Annotated in this window: 18 protein-coding genes; 10 read left to right on the plus strand and 8 right to left on the minus strand. The window is 72.4% G+C overall.

What is annotated here, in order from left to right:
• The first annotated feature begins 76 nt into the window (after positions 1-76).
• Together AC07F0_RS30560 and AC07F0_RS30565 are read left to right on the plus strand one after the other, a co-directional pair.
• Entirely contained in the window at positions 77-979 is a 903-nt protein-coding gene (locus AC07F0_RS30560; RefSeq protein ID WP_478983248.1) for an SGNH/GDSL hydrolase family protein, read from the plus strand.
• 31 nt (positions 980-1,010) lie between these two features.
• Positions 1,011-1,886, plus strand: coding sequence for an aminoglycoside phosphotransferase family protein (locus AC07F0_RS30565; RefSeq protein WP_478983249.1), 876 nt, complete (start codon positions 1,011-1,013; stop codon positions 1,884-1,886).
• A gap of 35 nt (positions 1,887-1,921) precedes the next feature.
• Here the strand turns inward: AC07F0_RS30565 and AC07F0_RS30570 are convergent, their stop codons facing one another.
• Positions 1,922-2,404, minus strand: coding sequence for a VOC family protein (locus tag AC07F0_RS30570; RefSeq protein ID WP_478983250.1), 483 nt, complete (start codon positions 2,402-2,404; stop codon positions 1,922-1,924).
• Between the two features lie 270 nt (positions 2,405-2,674).
• On the opposite strand from AC07F0_RS30570, the gene AC07F0_RS30575 reads away from it, so the two are divergent.
• Both AC07F0_RS30575 and AC07F0_RS30580 read left to right on the plus strand, forming a co-directional pair.
• Positions 2,675-3,316: an ATP-dependent Clp protease proteolytic subunit gene (locus AC07F0_RS30575; RefSeq protein WP_307179465.1), complete on the plus strand. Its 642-nt coding sequence runs from the start codon at positions 2,675-2,677 to the stop codon at positions 3,314-3,316.
• Entirely contained in the window at positions 3,316-3,918 is a 603-nt protein-coding gene (locus AC07F0_RS30580; RefSeq protein WP_307179464.1) for a ClpP family protease, read from the plus strand. Before AC07F0_RS30575 ends, AC07F0_RS30580 begins: the two co-directional genes overlap by 1 nt.
• Positions 3,919-3,940: 22 nt before the next feature.
• Here the strand turns inward: AC07F0_RS30580 and AC07F0_RS30585 are convergent, their stop codons facing one another.
• Positions 3,941-4,369 carry a helix-turn-helix domain-containing protein gene (locus AC07F0_RS30585; protein WP_478983251.1) on the minus strand — a complete coding sequence of 143 codons (429 nt, stop codon included), beginning with the start codon at positions 4,367-4,369 and terminating at the stop codon, positions 3,941-3,943.
• Positions 4,370-4,631: 262 nt separating this feature from the next.
• Between AC07F0_RS30585 and AC07F0_RS30590 the strand changes: the two genes are divergently transcribed.
• Complete coding sequence (locus AC07F0_RS30590) at positions 4,632-5,519, plus strand: RNA polymerase sigma factor SigF (RefSeq protein ID WP_478983316.1); 888 nt, start codon at positions 4,632-4,634, stop codon at positions 5,517-5,519.
• A gap of 112 nt (positions 5,520-5,631) precedes the next feature.
• On the opposite strand, the gene AC07F0_RS30595 is transcribed toward AC07F0_RS30590, so the two are convergent.
• Positions 5,632-6,096: an ATP-binding protein gene (locus AC07F0_RS30595; RefSeq protein ID WP_478983252.1), complete on the minus strand. Its 465-nt coding sequence runs from the start codon at positions 6,094-6,096 to the stop codon at positions 5,632-5,634.
• Between the two features lie 210 nt (positions 6,097-6,306).
• Between AC07F0_RS30595 and AC07F0_RS30600 the strand changes: the two genes are divergently transcribed.
• Positions 6,307-6,957 carry a PRC-barrel domain-containing protein gene (locus tag AC07F0_RS30600; protein ID WP_478983253.1) on the plus strand — a complete coding sequence of 217 codons (651 nt, stop codon included), beginning with the start codon at positions 6,307-6,309 and terminating at the stop codon, positions 6,955-6,957.
• 12 nt (positions 6,958-6,969) lie between these two features.
• Entirely contained in the window at positions 6,970-7,386 is a 417-nt protein-coding gene (locus tag AC07F0_RS30605; protein ID WP_478983254.1) for a PRC-barrel domain-containing protein, read from the plus strand.
• 25 nt (positions 7,387-7,411) lie between these two features.
• Here the strand turns inward: AC07F0_RS30605 and AC07F0_RS30610 are convergent, their stop codons facing one another.
• A complete protein-coding gene (locus AC07F0_RS30610) occupies positions 7,412-8,548 on the minus strand; it encodes a DUF6777 domain-containing protein (protein ID WP_478983255.1) in 1,137 nt (378 codons plus the stop codon).
• A 178-nt stretch (positions 8,549-8,726) separates the two neighbouring features.
• Between AC07F0_RS30610 and AC07F0_RS30615 the strand changes: the two genes are divergently transcribed.
• Complete coding sequence (locus AC07F0_RS30615) at positions 8,727-10,025, plus strand: streptophobe family protein (RefSeq protein WP_478983256.1); 1,299 nt, start codon at positions 8,727-8,729, stop codon at positions 10,023-10,025.
• 25 nt (positions 10,026-10,050) lie between these two features.
• Here the strand turns inward: AC07F0_RS30615 and AC07F0_RS30620 are convergent, their stop codons facing one another.
• Genes AC07F0_RS30620 through AC07F0_RS30635 form a run of 4 tightly spaced genes read right to left on the minus strand, consistent with a single transcriptional unit; the run spans position 10,051 to position 15,297 of the window.
• Entirely contained in the window at positions 10,051-11,037 is a 987-nt protein-coding gene (locus AC07F0_RS30620) for a serine/threonine-protein kinase (protein ID WP_478983257.1), read from the minus strand.
• Entirely contained in the window at positions 11,034-12,500 is a 1,467-nt protein-coding gene (locus AC07F0_RS30625; RefSeq protein ID WP_478983258.1) for a hypothetical protein, read from the minus strand. The genes AC07F0_RS30620 and AC07F0_RS30625 overlap by 4 nt, the downstream gene beginning before the upstream one ends.
• A 9-nt stretch (positions 12,501-12,509) precedes the next feature.
• Positions 12,510-14,840: an FHA domain-containing protein gene (locus AC07F0_RS30630; RefSeq protein ID WP_478983259.1), complete on the minus strand. Its 2,331-nt coding sequence runs from the start codon at positions 14,838-14,840 to the stop codon at positions 12,510-12,512.
• A 46-nt stretch (positions 14,841-14,886) separates the two neighbouring features.
• Positions 14,887-15,297, minus strand: coding sequence for a hypothetical protein (locus tag AC07F0_RS30635; protein ID WP_478983260.1), 411 nt, complete (start codon positions 15,295-15,297; stop codon positions 14,887-14,889).
• A gap of 330 nt (positions 15,298-15,627) precedes the next feature.
• On the opposite strand from AC07F0_RS30635, the gene AC07F0_RS30640 reads away from it, so the two are divergent.
• Together AC07F0_RS30640 and AC07F0_RS30645 are read left to right on the plus strand one after the other, a co-directional pair.
• Positions 15,628-16,011 carry a nuclear transport factor 2 family protein gene (locus AC07F0_RS30640; protein ID WP_478983261.1) on the plus strand — a complete coding sequence of 128 codons (384 nt, stop codon included), beginning with the start codon at positions 15,628-15,630 and terminating at the stop codon, positions 16,009-16,011.
• 77 nt (positions 16,012-16,088) lie between these two features.
• Positions 16,089-16,385 carry a DUF1905 domain-containing protein gene (locus AC07F0_RS30645; protein ID WP_478983262.1) on the plus strand — a complete coding sequence of 99 codons (297 nt, stop codon included), beginning with the start codon at positions 16,089-16,091 and terminating at the stop codon, positions 16,383-16,385.
• Positions 16,386-16,437 lie beyond the last annotated feature (52 nt).

Below are 16,437 nucleotides of genomic sequence, written 5' to 3' on the forward strand. Positions count from 1 at the left end.
ACGCGTGTCTTCCCCCCGGGGCCCGGCTGTGCTTGCCTGGTGAGCCGTTTCACCGGCCCGGGGCGGGAGTTGCCGTATGCGCAGACCGTGGATCGTGGGTGTGCTGGTGGCGGCGTTGCTGCTCGGTGCGTGCGGTGATCCGTCGTCCGGGCCCGGGACTCCCCCGCCGTCCGCTCCGGCGGTGTCCGCGACCAGGCACCAGCGTGCCCCGGCCTCACCCGGCGTCCGGGCCCCGGTGAAGGCGCCCACCGTGCTGTACCTCGGCGACTCGCTCGCCACGGAGAACCACAAGGTCCTCGGCCAGGAGCTGCGCCGGGACCTGCGCGCGAAGTACACGAGCGCCCCCTACTCGGGCACCACGCTGTGCGACTATCTGGAGGGCACGGCCGAGCGGTCCCTCGTCCCGGCCCGGGCCAAGGCGGCCGCCCTGGTGCGGTCACTGCGTCCGGACTTCGTGGTGCTGCAGTTCTGGGGCAACGCCTGGGACTTCACCTGGTGCATGGACGGGATCACGTACGACGGTTCGCGGGAGCGGTACTTCCGGCGGTACGAGGCCGACGCGCGCGAACTCGTCGAGCAGATCTCGACGGCCGGCGGCTCCCACCGGCCGAGGATCGTGTGGGTGCTCCAGGGCCCGGACCCGATCACGCCCGACCGGGTGCGCCGGGTGAACGGGCTGTACGAGCGGCTGGCCGCCACGACGGGCGGCATCGTCGCCGACGCCGGGAAAGCGGTGAGTCCGGGCTCGGACCGCTACGCCTGGACGCAGTACCTGCCGTGCACCGCCTACGAGCGGGCCCATCCCGACTACTGCACTCAGCCGTCCCGCGACCGGACGGCCCTGCACCGGGGCGACGACTACCTGCACTTCTGCCTGGCGCCCACGACGTCCACGCCGAAACCCTGCCCGGTCCGCTCCCCCGGCATCCTGCGCATCGCCCGGGAGATCACGAAAACCATTCGACAGTCGGCGAGTTGACCGCTCGAATGGCGCCATGTGCGCGGTGCGAATGCATGAGGACGAAGTGGACATCGACGTCTCGCTCGTCAGCCGGCTGGTCGCGGGACGGTTCCCGCGGTGGGCCGGGCTGCCCCTGCGGCGCCTGGAGTCCTCCGGGACGGAGAACGCCATGTTCCGCCTCGGCGCGGACAAGGTCGTACGGCTCCCCCGGCATCCCCGCGCCGTCGAGGGCATCACGCACGAGCTGCGCTGGCTGCCCCGGCTGGCTTCCGGGCTGCCCGCTGCCGCGCCCGAGCCTCTCGGTCGGGGCGAGCCCGGCGACGGCTTCCCGTGGCCCTGGGCGGTGTACAGCTGGCTGGACGGCCGCAATCCGGTGCCCGGCACGCTGGAGAAACCAGGACTGCTCGCCGAGGATCTGGGGGCGTACGTCACCGCCCTGCGCCGGATCGACGCGGCGCAGGGCCCGGTCGGCTACCGGGGTGTGCCGCTGGCGACCCGGGACCGGTTCATGCGGGAGGCGCTCGCGCAACTGACGGGGCGGATCGACACCGGGGCGGTGACGGACCTGTGGGAGCGGGCCCTGCGCGCCCCGGAGCACGCCGGACCGCCCGTCTGGGCGCACGGCGATCTGATGGCCGGGAACCTGCTGGTCAGGGACGGACGGCTGGCGGCCGTGATCGACTACGGCACGGTAGGGGTCGGTGACCCCGCCGTCGACCTCATCAGCGCCTGGTGTCTGCTGCCCGCCGAGGTCCGCGGCGTCTTCCGCGAGGCCGTGGGCGCGGACGAGGCCGAGTGGGCGCGCGGCCGGGGCTGGGCCCTGTCGATCGCGGTCATCGCACTGCCGTACTACTGGGACACCAACCCGCCGGTCGCGGAGAACTCGCGGCATGTGATCGGGGAGATCCTGGCCGAGTCCCGGTAGGGGCGGAAGGAGTTTCCGCCCCTGCCCGGGGCGCGTCACTCGCCGGCGTACGCCCTGTCCAGGGTCGCGATGTCGAACTTGCTCATCGCCATGAACGCCTGGGTCACCCGGGCCGCCTTCGCCGGGTCCGGGTCGGTGATCATGGCATCGAGCCGGTCGGGGACGACCTGCCAGGACACCCCGAACCGGTCCTTGAGCCAGCCGCACGGGCCGGGCTCGCCGCCGTTCTCGGTGAGCTTGGTCCAGTAATAGTCGATCTCCTCCTGGTCCTCGCAGAAGATCATGAAGGAGACCGCCTCGGTGAACGTGAACTGGGGGCCGCCGTTGAGTGCGAGGAACCTGTGGCCGTTGGCCGTGAACTCGACGGTCATCACGCTGCCGGCGGGCTGGGGCGCTCCCTCGGGGTAGCGGGCGGTCTTTCCGATGCTGGAGTTCTTGAAGACCGAGACGTAGAAGTGTGCGGCCTCCTCGGCCTGGCCGTCGAACCAGAGACACGTGGTGAAACCGTCGGATGCCATGAGTACCTCCCGGAGCGTGGATCGCCGTCATCTGTGTCGACCGGTCCACGCCGGGAAACTCATCGGCCGGGCGGGCGGCATTTCGGCGGAGCGGCGTCCCGGCCCCCGTTCGAACACCGGCTGTACGAAGGCATGCTCTGCCGGGAGCGGATCTGCCGACGGCAGAGAATCGGTCTGCGGGCATCGCCCGAGGTCAAGAGTGGAGTCGACGGCACGTCCGCAGCACGTCCGCGGGCCTTCTGCCACGACTCGCCACGACGAGGAGAACCGATGACTCCACTCACGACACTCGCCCCGCGGGCGGAGGAGGGCGACACCCCTCCGACCCGGTTCGACGACCATCTGGCCGCCCAGTTGCTCGCGCAGCGCATCGTGCTGCTGGGCACCCAGGTGGACGAGGTCTCCGCGAACCGGGTCTGCGCCCAGTTGCTGATCCTGTCCGCCGAGGACCCGCGCACCGACATCAGCCTGTACATCAACAGCCCCGGTGGGGCGGTGCACGCCGGACTCGCCATCTACGACACGATGCGGCTCATCCCGAACGACGTCTCCACGCTGGCGATGGGCTTCGCCGCCAGCATGGGCCAGTTCCTGCTCAGCGTCGGCGCGCCGGGCAAGCGCTACGCCCTGCCGAACGCGCGGATCATGATGCACCAGCCGTCGGCGGGCATCGGCGGCACCACCGCCGACATCGAGATCCAGGCGGAGAACCTGGAGTTCACCAAGCGGACCATCGAGCGGATCACCGCCGAGCACACCGGCCAGAGCCCGGAGACGATCTCCCGGGACGGCGACCGGGACCGCTGGTTCACGGCCGAGGAGGCCAGGGAGTACGGCATGGTCGACCGGGTCGTGGAATCCCTCGACGACGTCCGCCCGGCCACGACGCGACGCAGGATGGGGCTGCAGTGATGGGGAGCTACACGATTCCGAACGTCATCGAGCGCACCCCGCAGGGCGAGCGGTCCTTCGACGTCTTCAGCCGGCTGCTGAACGAGCGGATCATCTTCCTCGGCACCGAGATCGACGACGGCGTCGCCAACGTCGTCATCGCGCAGCTCCTCCATCTGGAGTCGTCGGCGCCGGAGAGCGAGATCTCGGTCTACATCAACTCCCCCGGCGGCTCGTTCACGTCCCTGATGGCCATCTACGACACGATGTCGTACGTGCGGACGCCGATCTCGACGTGCTGCGTCGGGCAGGCTGCCTCCACCGCGGCCGTCCTGCTGGCCGGCGGGGACCCCGGGCGGCGGTTCGTGCTGGAGCACGCGCGCGTGCTGCTCGGCCAGCCGGCGACCGGCGGGCAGCGCGGCATGGTCTCCGACCTGGCGCTGCAGGCCAAGGAGATGGTGCGGATCCGCTCCCAGGTGGAGGAGGTGCTGTCCCGGCACACCCACCACGACGTGGCGACCCTGCGGGCAGACATGGACCGCGACAAGGTGTTCACCGCGCAGGAGGCGGTGAGTTACGGACTGGCCGACGAGGTGCTCAGCCGGCGTCTCGTGCGGGTCTGAGACGCCGGCGGGCCCACCGGGCTCAGGCGGCCATGCACAGTCCGTCGTGCGACGAGACGGACGCCCCGCGGCGGCCGCCGCCCGTGTACCGCGAGGTGACGCGGGTCAGTTCGCCCTGCGCCCTCGACAACAGGTCACCGAGGCCCAGTCCGAGGGCGTGGGCGGCGGCCGCGAGGACCTCCGAGGAGGCCTCCTTGCGGCCCCGCTCCACCTCCGACAGGTACGGCATGGAGATCCGTGCCGCGTCGGCGACGTCCTTCAACGTGCGCTCCTGCGCGAGACGTTCACGCCGCAGCACGTCACCGACCAGGTCGCGCCACAGGGGCTCCTTCGGGGCGGGAGGCGGCGGCCCATGGCGTGGCGGAGCGGTGACCGGGCGGGCGGCCTGGGGGCGCGCGCCGGACGGGCGCAGGGGGATGACGCGGGCTTCGTTCGGCACGTGGTTGCTCACTTCTCCAGCCTAGGAGGCGTGGTCGCCAAGGGAAGGGGACGGCATTCCGCTCTGGGTGGAATCGCCGAACGGGCCGCTGTCCGGGCGGTGTTGGGAGGCCGTGGCCCCTGCGTACGTCCGTCCGCCACTGCCCCGCGCGCCGGGGTCCGGTCATGCCCGGTCCCCGGATGCGCAACGGCCGCGCATGTGTGGCACGGAACCGGGTACCCGCAACCCGGAGGGACCTAGGCAGATGTCCGCCGTGACGTTCATGGGAGAGGTAATGGAGACCGCCGTGATCCGGTCGCAGGCACAGGTCGTCGAAGAGAACGCGGAGGCCGGCACGGGTGACGGAGCACTGCCGGGAGTCGTGGATCCGCGGTCGGTGGCTCCACGGGACGCCAGGGAGCTGTCCCGACAGTTCTTCCAGCGCCTGACGGAACTCGAAGAGGGCACCCACGAGTACCAGTACGCGCGCAACACGCTGATCGAGATGAACATGTCGCTCGTGCGGTTCGCGGCCGGCCGGTTCCGGGGCCGCGGCGACGACATGGAGGACATCGTCCAGACCGGGATGATCGGTCTGATCAAGGCCATCGACCGGTTCGAACTGTCGCGCGAGGTGGAGTTCACCTCCTTCGCGCTGCCGTACATCGTCGGTGAGATCAAGCGGTTCTTCCGGGACACGACGTGGGCGGTGCACGTGCCGCGGCGCCTTCAGGAACTGCGCGTGGAGCTGGCCAAGGCCCGCGAGGAACTCGCCAGCCGGCTGGACCGCGAACCCACGATCTCCGAACTGGCCACCCTGATGAACATCTCCGAGAAGGAGGTCGTCGAGGGGCAGATCGCCGCCAACGGGTACAACTCGTCGTCACTGGACGCCGCGCTCACCGGCGACGGCCCCGAGGGCGGCGAGGCGGTCCTGGCCGACTTCATCGGCGTGGAGGAGGACGGGCTGCGGCTCGTCGAGGACTTCCACTCGCTCGCCCCGCTGATGGCGGAGCTCAGCGAGCGGGACCGGCAGATCCTCCACATGCGGTTCGTGGAGGAGGCCACACAGGCGGAGATCGGGGAGCGGCTGGGCTGCTCGCAGATGCACGTCTCCCGCCTGATCAAGCGGATCATCACGCGACTGCGCGAGGGCATGCTGGGCGAGCTTGGCTGCGCCTGACGCGGCCGGCACACCAGCGGGTGCCGTCCCCACACGCGGGAGTGGGACGGCACCCGCCTCCGTGCCGGCTCCGGGGGCGTCGGTGGACGGCTCGGTGATCGGTGTGGACGGCTCAGTGATCGGTTTCGCCGGCGAGCGGCAGCACGGCGCGCACCCGCTTGCCCACCGGCACCCGCTCCACGCTGACCTGCTCCGCGAGCGCATGGACGATCTCCAGTCCGTGCCGCCCGACGCGCTCGGGGTTGCGGGGGAAGATACGGGGCAGTGCGGAGCTGCTGTCGTAGACCGACACCGTCACCGCGGTGTCCGTGCCGACGAGCTCGAGGATGTACGGCCCGTTGCTGTGCCGGTCCGCGTTGGTGACCAGCTCGCTCACGACGAGCTGGACCGCCCCGCCGGCCCGGTCGTCGATGCGTGCGCACCACTCGGTCCTGAGCTGGTCGAGGAAGAGCGCGGCGAAGGACCGCGCCTCGGCGATGCAGCCCTGCTCGCCGCTGTAGTGTGCCGCCCGCGTCAGCGGTTCCACGGGCACGTCGAAACCAGTCGGTATCACTGCCCCGTCCAGGTGGTCGATCATTCGTTTCTCTCCGGGAAGCCGGACCGGCCGGACGCTCTGCACAGTGCTCGTACCCCGAGCCGGGCTTCGCAGTCCTGGCAGGTTTTCGGCCCGTCCGGTGCCCTGGGCATTGTCCCCTGTCCACGGGGCACCCGGCAGGAACCGGGGCCGGCGGACGACGGCCGGGGACGGTCATCGCGGTACGGGCCCGTGCGGTGCGGAGGTCGCGCGATGAACGAACTGAGGGCGGCACGGAGCCTGACGACCCTGCCGGTGGTCACCCTGGGCGGCGATGCCGTCGCGCAGGTCAAGGACACCGTCTTCGACACCGCCGCCGCGCGGGTCACCGGCTTCACGCTCAGCGGCCGGGGACTGCTGTCGGGCCCGCTGAAGCAGAGCCTGCCCTGGACGGCCGTGCACTCTCTCGGCCATGACGCGGTCATGATCGTCGACGCCGGCGCGCTGGTGGACACACCCGTCGCGGTGGCGCGCCGCGCGGCCCAGCAGGGCCGGGTGCTGCACGCGAAGATGCTGACCGACGAGGGCGCAGAGGTGGGCATGGTGCTCGACGTGGTCGTCGAGGGCGGCACCAGCGGGCGGGTCGTGGGCTTCCGGATCGCCGCGGGCAAGGCGCTGACGCAGGGCTCCGGGCGGCGCCGGCACCGGGTGTACGTGCCGCGCGGCGAGACGCTCACGGTGTCCGGCCGGACGCTGGTGGTCCCGGCGGACGCCATCCGCTACGCGGCCGACGACCTGCCGGCCTTCGCCGCCCGGGTCGGCGCCTTCCACGAGGGCCATGAGGGGCCCGAGGGACCTGAGGGACCTGAGGGACCTGAGGGACCTGAGGGACCTGAGGGACCTGAGGGACCTGAGAGTCCTTGAGGGCACACCGTCATGATGCTGTTCTCGCAGGCCCGGGGGCTGCCGGTGCGGACGCTGGCCGACGCGGAGGAGATCGGCGTCCTGACAGCGCTCACGGTCGACGCCCCGGCCGGTGTGGTCACCCACGTCCGGGTGCGCCGCAGGCACTCCCGCAAGGAGTCCGTGCTGGCCTGGGGTGCCCTGCACGCCATCGGCCCGGACACCGTTCTCGTCCGCTCGGCCGCCGCCCCGTCCGAGGTGCCGCCGCACCACGAGCTGCCGGGCGTCAGGATCCTCACCGAGACGGGCGACGGGCTCGGCACGGTCCAGGACGTCGTGTTCGAACCCGAGGCCGGCCGCATCGAGGCGGTCCGCACCGCCCACGGCGACCTGCCGGCCGACCGCCTGCTCGGTCTCGGCGACTACGCCCTGGTGGTTCGTGCCGGCTGAGCCGGCCCGGGTGAGCCGGGCTCCGTCAGGAGGCCGGCGGCTGGTCCGTCGTGTCGCCCCCGGTGCCGTCCCCGGGCGGAGGCGGGGGCGGCGGCTGCGACGACGTCCCCGGGTCCGAGGCGGGCGGCTCCGACGACGTTCCCGTGTCCGGGCCGGGCGGTTCGCTCGTGGGGGGCTCCGACGAGGTCGTGTCGGCCGGCGACGTCGGCGTGGTGACGCTCACCGACGGCGAGGGCTTGTCGGGCTTCTCGGTCTTGCGGTCCTTCTTGCCCGTGTCACCCGGGTGCCGCTTGAACCACTCGCCGTCGGGCTCGCACACGATGAAGGCGTCGACCGGCTTGGGGGCGGGCGTGACCGCGACGACGTTCGACTGCTTGAACCCCGGCCACTCGTCCCCGGTCGTCTTCGGCGCGCTCTGCTGGGCGACCGGCGCGGACAGCGGGTTGCCGCACGCGCAGCGCACCCGGGGCACGCCGCGGTCGTCGACGAGGACGGCCGTGCCGGCCTGGAGGACGGCCTGGTAGCTGGTCGCGCGGCCATCGCTGTAGCCGTGGTTGGTGACGCGCGTGTCGATGCGCAGCACGACGGGCGTGAGCGAGCGCAGGTAGGCGGGGACGTCGGGCGGGTCGACGCGGGCGACGGAGGCGAACGCCCGCTGCTTGTCCGGAGCGCCCTGGAAGTACGTGATCTGCTTCTCCACGTCACAGCTGGCGACGTTGCGGGTGCCGCCGTACAGGCCGGGCGCTCCGCCCTGGACGCCCTGGACGGCGTTCTGCGTGGCCAGCTCGGTGGGTGAGGGCGAGACCGGTGAGGCCGAGCTCTCCTTCGCCGTGGACTCGGTGAACGGGTCCGGACCGGTGTCGGCCGCGGGCTGGAGGAAGACCTCCCCCTCCGACGTGCTGGTACCGCCGTCGGACGCGCCGGTGCCGCCGTCGGGCCGGGTGAGCACCACGGCCAGGATCACGGCGGCCACGACGGCGGTGGCGATCAGGGCCACGCGGGGTACCGACCCCCACCAGGGGCGGCGGGGCTCAGGCGGCTGCCCTCCCCCGCTCGGCGGCTCGGAGGGCGGCCCGCCTCCCGGCGGCGGCTGGGAGGGACCGGACAGCGGGCCCGACGGGGGCCCTGTGGGGCGGCCGGACGACGGCGGTTCGACGCTCACGAGCTCTTCTTCCCACGTGGGTTCTCTGCGGCCTGCGCACAGCCGGGCGACAAATCCCGGTGTATGGCGCTTTTCTCACTATGGGTTCATTGTGTGCTCCTGTTCCGTACGGCTCGCAAGCCGACGCGGACGGACCTCCCGAGGGGCGTCCGGCGCGGGTGCTGCTTAGCGTGACAGCGTGAGTTCACGCACCTCCTCAGGCCAGGCACGTACCTCCGGCGAGCGGGCCGTCGCCCGCCACGGCTGGCCGCAGGCCCTCGTCACGGTGCTCGGCGGGCTGCTCGCCATGGCGGTGGTGGCCGCGCTGGGCCTGTGGGCGGCCGGGGCGGCGGACCTCCCGGACGGCGCGTTCGCACCGGTCGTCGCGGCGACCGTGGCCACCGCCGTCGGCGGCGCCGTGAAGCTCTCCGGAAGCGCGGGCGACCTCGCCGACACGCAGGCGGGCCTGACCGTCATCCCCCTGTCCGTCACGCTCACCGGGGCACTGGTGATCGCCTGGGGCTTCCTGCGGCCCCTGCGGCACCGCGCGGTCACCGGTACGGCGGAGCTGGCCGGCTGGGCCGCCAGGATCGCCGCCCTGTGGCTGCTCGCGCTGATCGCTCTGACCCTCACCGCCCGCCACACGTTCGACATCTCCCTCGGGAACGACGACCTGGGCGAACTGGGCGATCTGTTCGGCGCCTCACCGAAGGTCGGTTTCACCACCGACGTACCGCTGTCCGTGTTCGTCGGCGTGGTGTGGCTGGCCGGTGTGCTGGTGCTGGCCCTGCTGGTGTCGCGCGGCGCCCCGTTGCCGGCCCGGCTGCTGCGCTTCCAGGCCTCGGTGCGGCCGGCCGCCTACGCGATGGTCGCGCTGCTGCTCGCCTACGTCGTCATCGGCGTGGTCGTCGCCGTGGTCGTCGCGGCGACACGGGGGCACGCGGCGGAGACGTTCGCCGTGATCCTGCTCGGCATGCCCAACCTGGTGTGGCTGGCGCTGACGATCGGACTCGGCGCCACCTGGAACGGCCGGGTGGAGGGGCCGTTCGGGCTGCCGATGCCGCATGTGCTCGACGAGGTGCTGCGCACCCCGGACATCTCCGAGCTGAACCTGCGGACTCTCGCCGAGTACGACGGCAGGGTGTGGTGGCTGCTGATCATCGACGTGGTGCTGCTGCTCGCCGCCGCGTTCGTGATGGCGGCCCGGTCGCCGGCCCGGGTGCGGGCCTGGGAGCACGCCCTGCACATGGCCTTGGCGCTCGTGCTCACGGTGTTCATGATCTGCCTGGTCGGGCGCGTCTCCGCGCACTTCGGTCTGTCCGTGCTCGGCATCGGCGACCTGGGCGGCGGACTCGCGGGGGAGCTGTTCCTCAGACCCCGGCTGTGGGGAGCCGTGGGCCTGGCCGTCCCGTGGGGGCTGCTGACCGGGTTCGCCGGGGCGCTGCTGGCGCGGCACGTGCGGCGGCGGGGCGAGGTGCGTGCCGAGCAGGCGGAGTGACGCCGACTGCGCTGCGGTCGCCGCGCTACGTCCGCTGCACGAAGACCGGTTCGGCCCAGCGCGGGGGCGGCTTCGGCCCCTCCTCCCCCGGCGGCCGGCCCATCCGGGCGGGGGCGGGCCCGGCGCCGGGTCCGACACCGGTCGTCGCGGCGCGCAGGGCTGCGACGAACGTCAGGCAGGAGGGGTAGCGGTCGTCGGGGCGCTTGGCGAGGGCCTTGGCGAACACCGGGTCCAGCTGGGTCGGGAGGTCGGGCCGGGACTCGGTCAGCGGCGGCGCGTCGTCGTACTGGTGGGCCCACAGCAGGGCCATGTCGTCGTCCCGGAGGAAGGGCGGGTGGCCGGCGAGGGTCTCGAAGACGACACAGGCGAAGCCGTACACGTCGCAGCGGGCGTCGACCGGCTTGCCGGAGATCTGTTCGGGGGCGACGTAGTCGAGGGTGCCGACGAACTGGCCGACCGTGGTGAAGCCGGTCAGCGACAGCGACTTCTTGGTCAGGCCGAAGTCGGTGAGGTAGACGTGCTCGGGGTGGTCGCTGTCGGTGCCCCGTGAGACCAGGATGTTGCCGGGTTTGACGTCCCGGTGCACCAGCCCGTGGTCATGGGCGGCGTCGAGCGCGGAGGCGACCTGGGCGGCGACGCGTACGGCGGTGGCGGGCGGCAACGGGCCCTCCCGGTCCAGGAGATGACGCAGGTCGCTGCCGGCGACGAACCGCATCGCGATGTACAGCACTCCGTCCGTCTCGCCTGCCTCGAAGACCGGCACGATGTGCGGGTGGTCGATCGCGGCGGCGGCCCGGGACTCATGGGTGAAGCGGCGTCGGAAGGTGTCGTTGCGGGCGAGTTCCGGGGCTAGCAGCTTGAGCGCGACGGTGCGCTCCAGACGCAGGTCGCGGGCCCGGTAGACCACGGCCATGCCGCCGCGCCCGATCTCCTGCTCGATCCGGTACCCGGCGATCTGCTGCCCGATGAGCTCGGAGGGCCGCCCCGAGAACAGGCTCGTCTCGCGGCTCAACGGACGTCACCCTCGGGCGACACGATCCGGGTGGGCTCGGCACCCACGATCCGCGTGGGCGCCGCCTCGGCCGCCCCACCCGCCTCCTCGTCCGAAGCCGCGTCACCGTCCCCCTCGGGGGGCTCGACCCGTGTGGGCGGCGCCTCAGGGGGCACGCCTCGCGTCGGTTCCGGCGTCTGAGGAGACACGATCCGGGTGGGCTCAGCGGCCTCGGCAGACGCGCCCCGTGGCCGCTCGGGCGCCTCGCGGGACGCAGCCCGAGGAGGCTCGGAAGCCTCCGGTGACACCACTCGCGTGGGGGCAGGAGCCTCGCCAGGCACGGACGGCGCCGGCTGGGACGCCTCCGAAGTCACCACCCGCGTCGGCTCGGCGGACCCAGGCGGCACGGCCCCAGGGGACTCGGCATCCCCCGCCGGCACCGGCCGCGTGGGCTCCGGAGCCTCGCGAGACACGGCCCGCGAGCCCTCAGGATCAGGAGCCTCCGATGACACCACCCGCGTGGGATCGGGAGCCTCGCCAGGCACGGCCGGCGCAGGCTGGGACGCCTCCGAAGTCACCACCCGCGTCGGCTCGGCGGACCCAGACGGCACGGCCCCAGGGGACTCGGCATCTCCCGGCGGCACCGGCCGCGTGGGCTCCGGAGCCTCGCGAGACACGGCCCGCGAGCCCTCAGGATCAGGAGCCTCCGATGACACCACCCGCGTGGGATCGGGAGCCTCGGGTGGCACGAACCGCGTCGGCTCGGCGGACTCGGGCCGCACGGCCCGAGGGGGCTCGGCGCCCTCCGGTGACACCACCCGTGTCGGCTCCGGGGCCCCGCGGGACGCTGCCCGTGGTGGTGCGGCCCGGGTGGGCGGTGCCTCGGCCGGAGGGGTCGGTTGCTCGGAGCGGGGCGGCTCCTCGATGGCCTCCGCGGGGACGACCCTGGTCGGGGTGCGTGCCGGGGCCGGGGGCTCGACCGGGCGGGGTTGCGGGTCGGAGCGGGGGGTCTCGTCCGTCGCGTACGTCGTCGCCCGGGTGCCGTCGGCGTACACCCAGTGCCCGTGCGCGGCGTCGTAGAGCCACACGGACTCGCCGTCGACGACGACGCCGACCCGCAGGCCGTGGGTGCGGGCGTGGAAGGACTCCCGGTCCGAACCGGCCGCGAGGTCCTCGACCGCGGAGCGGTAGCGCGCCAGGGCCTCCTGCGCCCGGCTCAGCAGCGGACGCGGATCGGCGCTGCGGGTGAGCGGCCCGTCCGCGGCGGGCGGATCCTGCGGTACGGCGACCAGGCGGCGGCCGTCGACCCAGGCCGACCAGCCGTTGAAGCACAGCACGTGCCCCCAGTCGCCCTGCCGCTCCAGCAGCTGCACCGGCAGCAGCGGGTCCAGGTTCACGGTGGGCCGGGACGGGTCGGGGGCCTCCCAGGCGGGCATCCCGTTCTGCGGGACCACGTGCGTGGGCCGGAATCCAGGAGTCGTCACAGGCGCTGCCTACTTCCGCATCACTGCCGGTTCATGGCGGCGCAGCAGCCGGGACACCAGGAAGCCGAAGAGCGCCGACAGCACGAGCAGCATCCCCACGTCGAGCAGCCATGTGCCCGCCGAGTGCTCGAAGAGAGGGTCCTTCGTAAGATCGTCGGGCACGATCCTGGCCAGCCCGACCGTGCCGGCCATCGCGGCCAGCGCCCAGCGCGCGGGCACCAGCCAGCCCAGTTGCTCGAGCCCGGGCACACCGTCCAGCTTCAGCAGGGCACCGCAGAAGACGACCTGGACGATGGCGATGAGCACGAGCAGCGGCATCGTCACCTCCTCCTTGCGCACCAGCGCGGAGATGAACAGGCCGAGCATCATCGCCGTGAACGCCAGCAGGGCGACGGCGACCGTGATCTCCACCAGGGGCGACATCAGCACGCCTTCGCCGCCCGGTGCGTTGAGGTCCACGCCGAGCAGCGCGACCAGAGTGAGCACCACCGCCTGGAGCACGGTGATGACGCCCAGGACGACGACCTTGGACATCAGGTACGCCGATCTGGACAGGCCCACCGCCCGCTCACGCTGGTAGATCACCCGCTCCTTGACGAGTTCCCGCACGGCGTTGGCGGCCCCGGTCAGCACCGCGCCGACACACAGGATGAGCAGGGCGTTCATCGCGGTGTCCTGCGTCAGTTTGCCGCCCGCCAGGGCCCGCGCCATGATGCCCATCACGAACGGCAGGGCGATCATGATGATCAGGAAGGTGCGGTCGGCGCTGAGCGCGGCCGCGTATCGCCGCACCAGCGTGCCGAGCTGCGCGGCCCGGCTGCGCGGCCGGGGCGGCGGAGCGATGACCACGGGCCCGGACCGGGGCTGCTGGGGCTGGGCGGTGGCGTCGGCGACGTACCGGCCGTGGAAGGGCGAGGCGCTGTAGTCCCCGGCCCAGTCCCGGTCCGCGTCCCGGTCGAAGGCCTCGAAGGCCTCCGGCCACTGTTCGAAACCGAAGTACGCCAGGGCGTCCTCGGGCGGCCCGTAGTAGGCGATCTTCCCGCCGGGCGCGAGCACGAGGAGCCGGTCGCACACGTCGAGGCTCAGCACGCTGTGGGTGACCACGATGACGGTCCGGCCGTCGTCGGCGAGGCCGCGCAGCATGTGCATCACCGAGCGGTCCATGCCGGGGTCGAGTCCGGAGGTCGGCTCGTCGAGGAAGAGCAGCGACGGCTTCGTCAGCAGCTCCAGGGCCACGCTGACGCGCTTGCGCTGACCGCCGGACAGGCTGTGCACGTGCTGGTCGGCGCGCTGTTCCAGACCCAGTTCGCGGATCACCTCGTCGACCCGGGCGCGCCGCTCGGCCTTGGCGGTGTCCTGCGGGAAGCGCAGTTCGGCCGCGTAGGAGAGGGCTTTGCGGACGGTCAGCTGCGCGTGCAGGATGTCGTCCTGCGGGACGAGGCCGATGCGCTGGCGCAGCTCGGCGTAGTCGCGGTAGAGGTCGCGGCCGTCGTAGAGGACGGTGCCGTGGTCGGCGGGCCGCTGGCCGGTGAGGGCGTTGAGGAGCGTGGACTTCCCGGCGCCGCTCGGGCCGACGACGGCGAGCAGGCACTTCTCCCCCACCGGGAACGACACGTGGTCGAGCAGCGTCTTGCGGCCCCGGTCGACGGTGACCGCGAGGTCCTGCACGTCGAGGGAGACCTCACCGGTGTCGACGTACTCCTGGAGCTGGTCGCCGACGAGGCAGAACGCCGAGTGGCCGATGCCGACGATGTCGCCCTGGCCGACCGGGGCGCTGGTGACACGGCTGCCGTTGAGGTACGTGCCGTTGTGGCTGCCGAGGTCGGTGATCTCGTAGGTCCCGTCGGGCAGGGCGCGCAGTTCGGCGTGCCGGCGGGAGACCACCAGGTCGTCGATGACCAGGTCGTTGTCGGTGGCGCGGCCGATGCGGACCGTGCGGGCGGGCAGCGGCCGTACGGTCGTGGGCTGCCGGTAGGTGCCCGTCATGGCCGGCATGGAGACGGCGGAGGGGCGTTCCGGGGCCGGTGCGGGGCGGCCCGTCAGGACCACGCGCGGCCCGTCGGCCGGGTTGCCGAACCGGATGACGCTGCCGGGGCCCACGTCCCACTCGTGGATGCGGCGGCCCTCGGCGTAGGTGCCGTTGGTGCTGTTCTCGTCCTGGATGGTCCAGTGCCCGTCGTCGGGTCTCAGGACCGCGTGGTGCCAGGAGACCCGGTCGTCGTCGATGACGATGTCGCTCATCGGGTCGCGTCCGACGTGGTAATCGCGGCCCGGGATCATCACGGTGGAGCCCGTCTCGGTCTCCAGGACGAGTTCTGGTGTTACCGACGACTGCGCCATGACCAAGATTCTACCGATTTGCCTGATATATGACTCGGCGAGCCGCTCAGGCCACGGGGACGCCCAGGGTGGCAGCCGTCCGCTGCATCCGCAGGGCGTCCACGGACTCGGCGAGCAGTTCGTACTCGGTGGTGTCGTCGCTGGTGGCGATGCGCACCAGCCGTCCGGCCGCCAGTTCCTCGGCGACCCGCTCCTGTTGGCCGGGATCGGCGCACCAGGCGCGCAGCAGGGTGGGCACGTCCGGCACGGTCTCGGCGACCGGCACGAGCGCGCCCGGCGGTAAGTGCTCGGCGTCGGGCCTGGGGTCGAGGCGCTGGGCGATCCAGGAGGCGCGGTCACGCAGCCACCACAGGGCGAGGGCGAGGGTCGGCGCCCGGTAGGTGCCCAGCGGGACCCCGATGCGGCGGCCGTCGCAGACTCCGTACGCCGTGACATGGCACAGAAACTCGTCGTGCACGTGACCCTCCCCCGTTGCCCTGCCCGCCTGCCCGGGCTTGCCCGTCCTACGGCTCGCGTGCTGTGCGTGAGGGCGCCGTCGCTCGATGTGAAGCGCTCTCGCTGGTCAGTATGTTCACTACTGAAACACTGTCACCATGTCTTTCCGGCCAGTCTCCTGGCATATTCACACCCCGAGTTGGCCGAAACGCTGCGGGCGGTCGCCAGGGGTGATGACTCCGGAGGTAATCGACGGTCCCGCCGGACGCGGGCAGGGTGGTCCGTGCCGGCCCGCCGCGAGCGGTGATCCGGGGACTGACCAGCACACACGACCTTCGGAGGCTGATCGCCCATGTCCGCACCCGCACCCCGCTACGAGGACGCCGTCGCCCGCTACTTCGAGGCCTGGAACGCCGAGGACCCGGCGGCCCGGGCGAAGGCGGTCGCCGCCGCCTGGACCGAGGACGGCGGGTACACCGACCCCCTGGCCGATGTCGCCGGCCACGAGCAGATCGCGGCACTGATCGCGGCGGCGCGCGAGCAGTTCCCGGGGCTGGTGTTCCGGCTCGCCGGCGCCGTTGACGGGCACCACCACATCGCGCGCTTCTCGTGGGAGCTGGTGAGCGAGGCCGACGGCTCGGCGCCGGTGGCCGGGTCGGATGTGATCACGCTCGACGAGCAGGGCCGGATCAGGGCCGTGCTCGGGTTCCTCGACCGGGTGCCCGCCGGAGCGTGAGACCGGCTGCGCCGATGAGTTCTCCGGTGTCCGGCGGTCTGTGTGAGGGAGAGGCCGCCCGAGCACCGGAGGACACCATGGCCACGACCGGAAAACTGGACGCGGAATTCACCGCGGTCCTGCGCAAGAGCCCCGCCCAGGGCGGCTGGACCTACCTGGTCTGGCCCCCGTCGGCCGAGTACTTCGGCACCCGCGGCCTGGTCAAGGTCCGCGGGACGATCGACGGGCACCCGTTCCGCAGCTCGTTCATGGCCTTGGGCGACGGCACGCACAAGCTGCCGGTGAAGGCCGACGTCCGCAAGGCCATCGGCAAGGAGGCGGGCGACACGGTGACGGTGCGCCTGGAGGAGCGGATCGGCTCCGAGAACTCGTAACACCCTGTCTCGTGGAACCTGTCCCCGGGGGCGGCCGTCCGGGGACAGGCGG

The sequence above is a fragment of the Streptomyces sp. NPDC045955 genome (assembly GCF_056430805.1).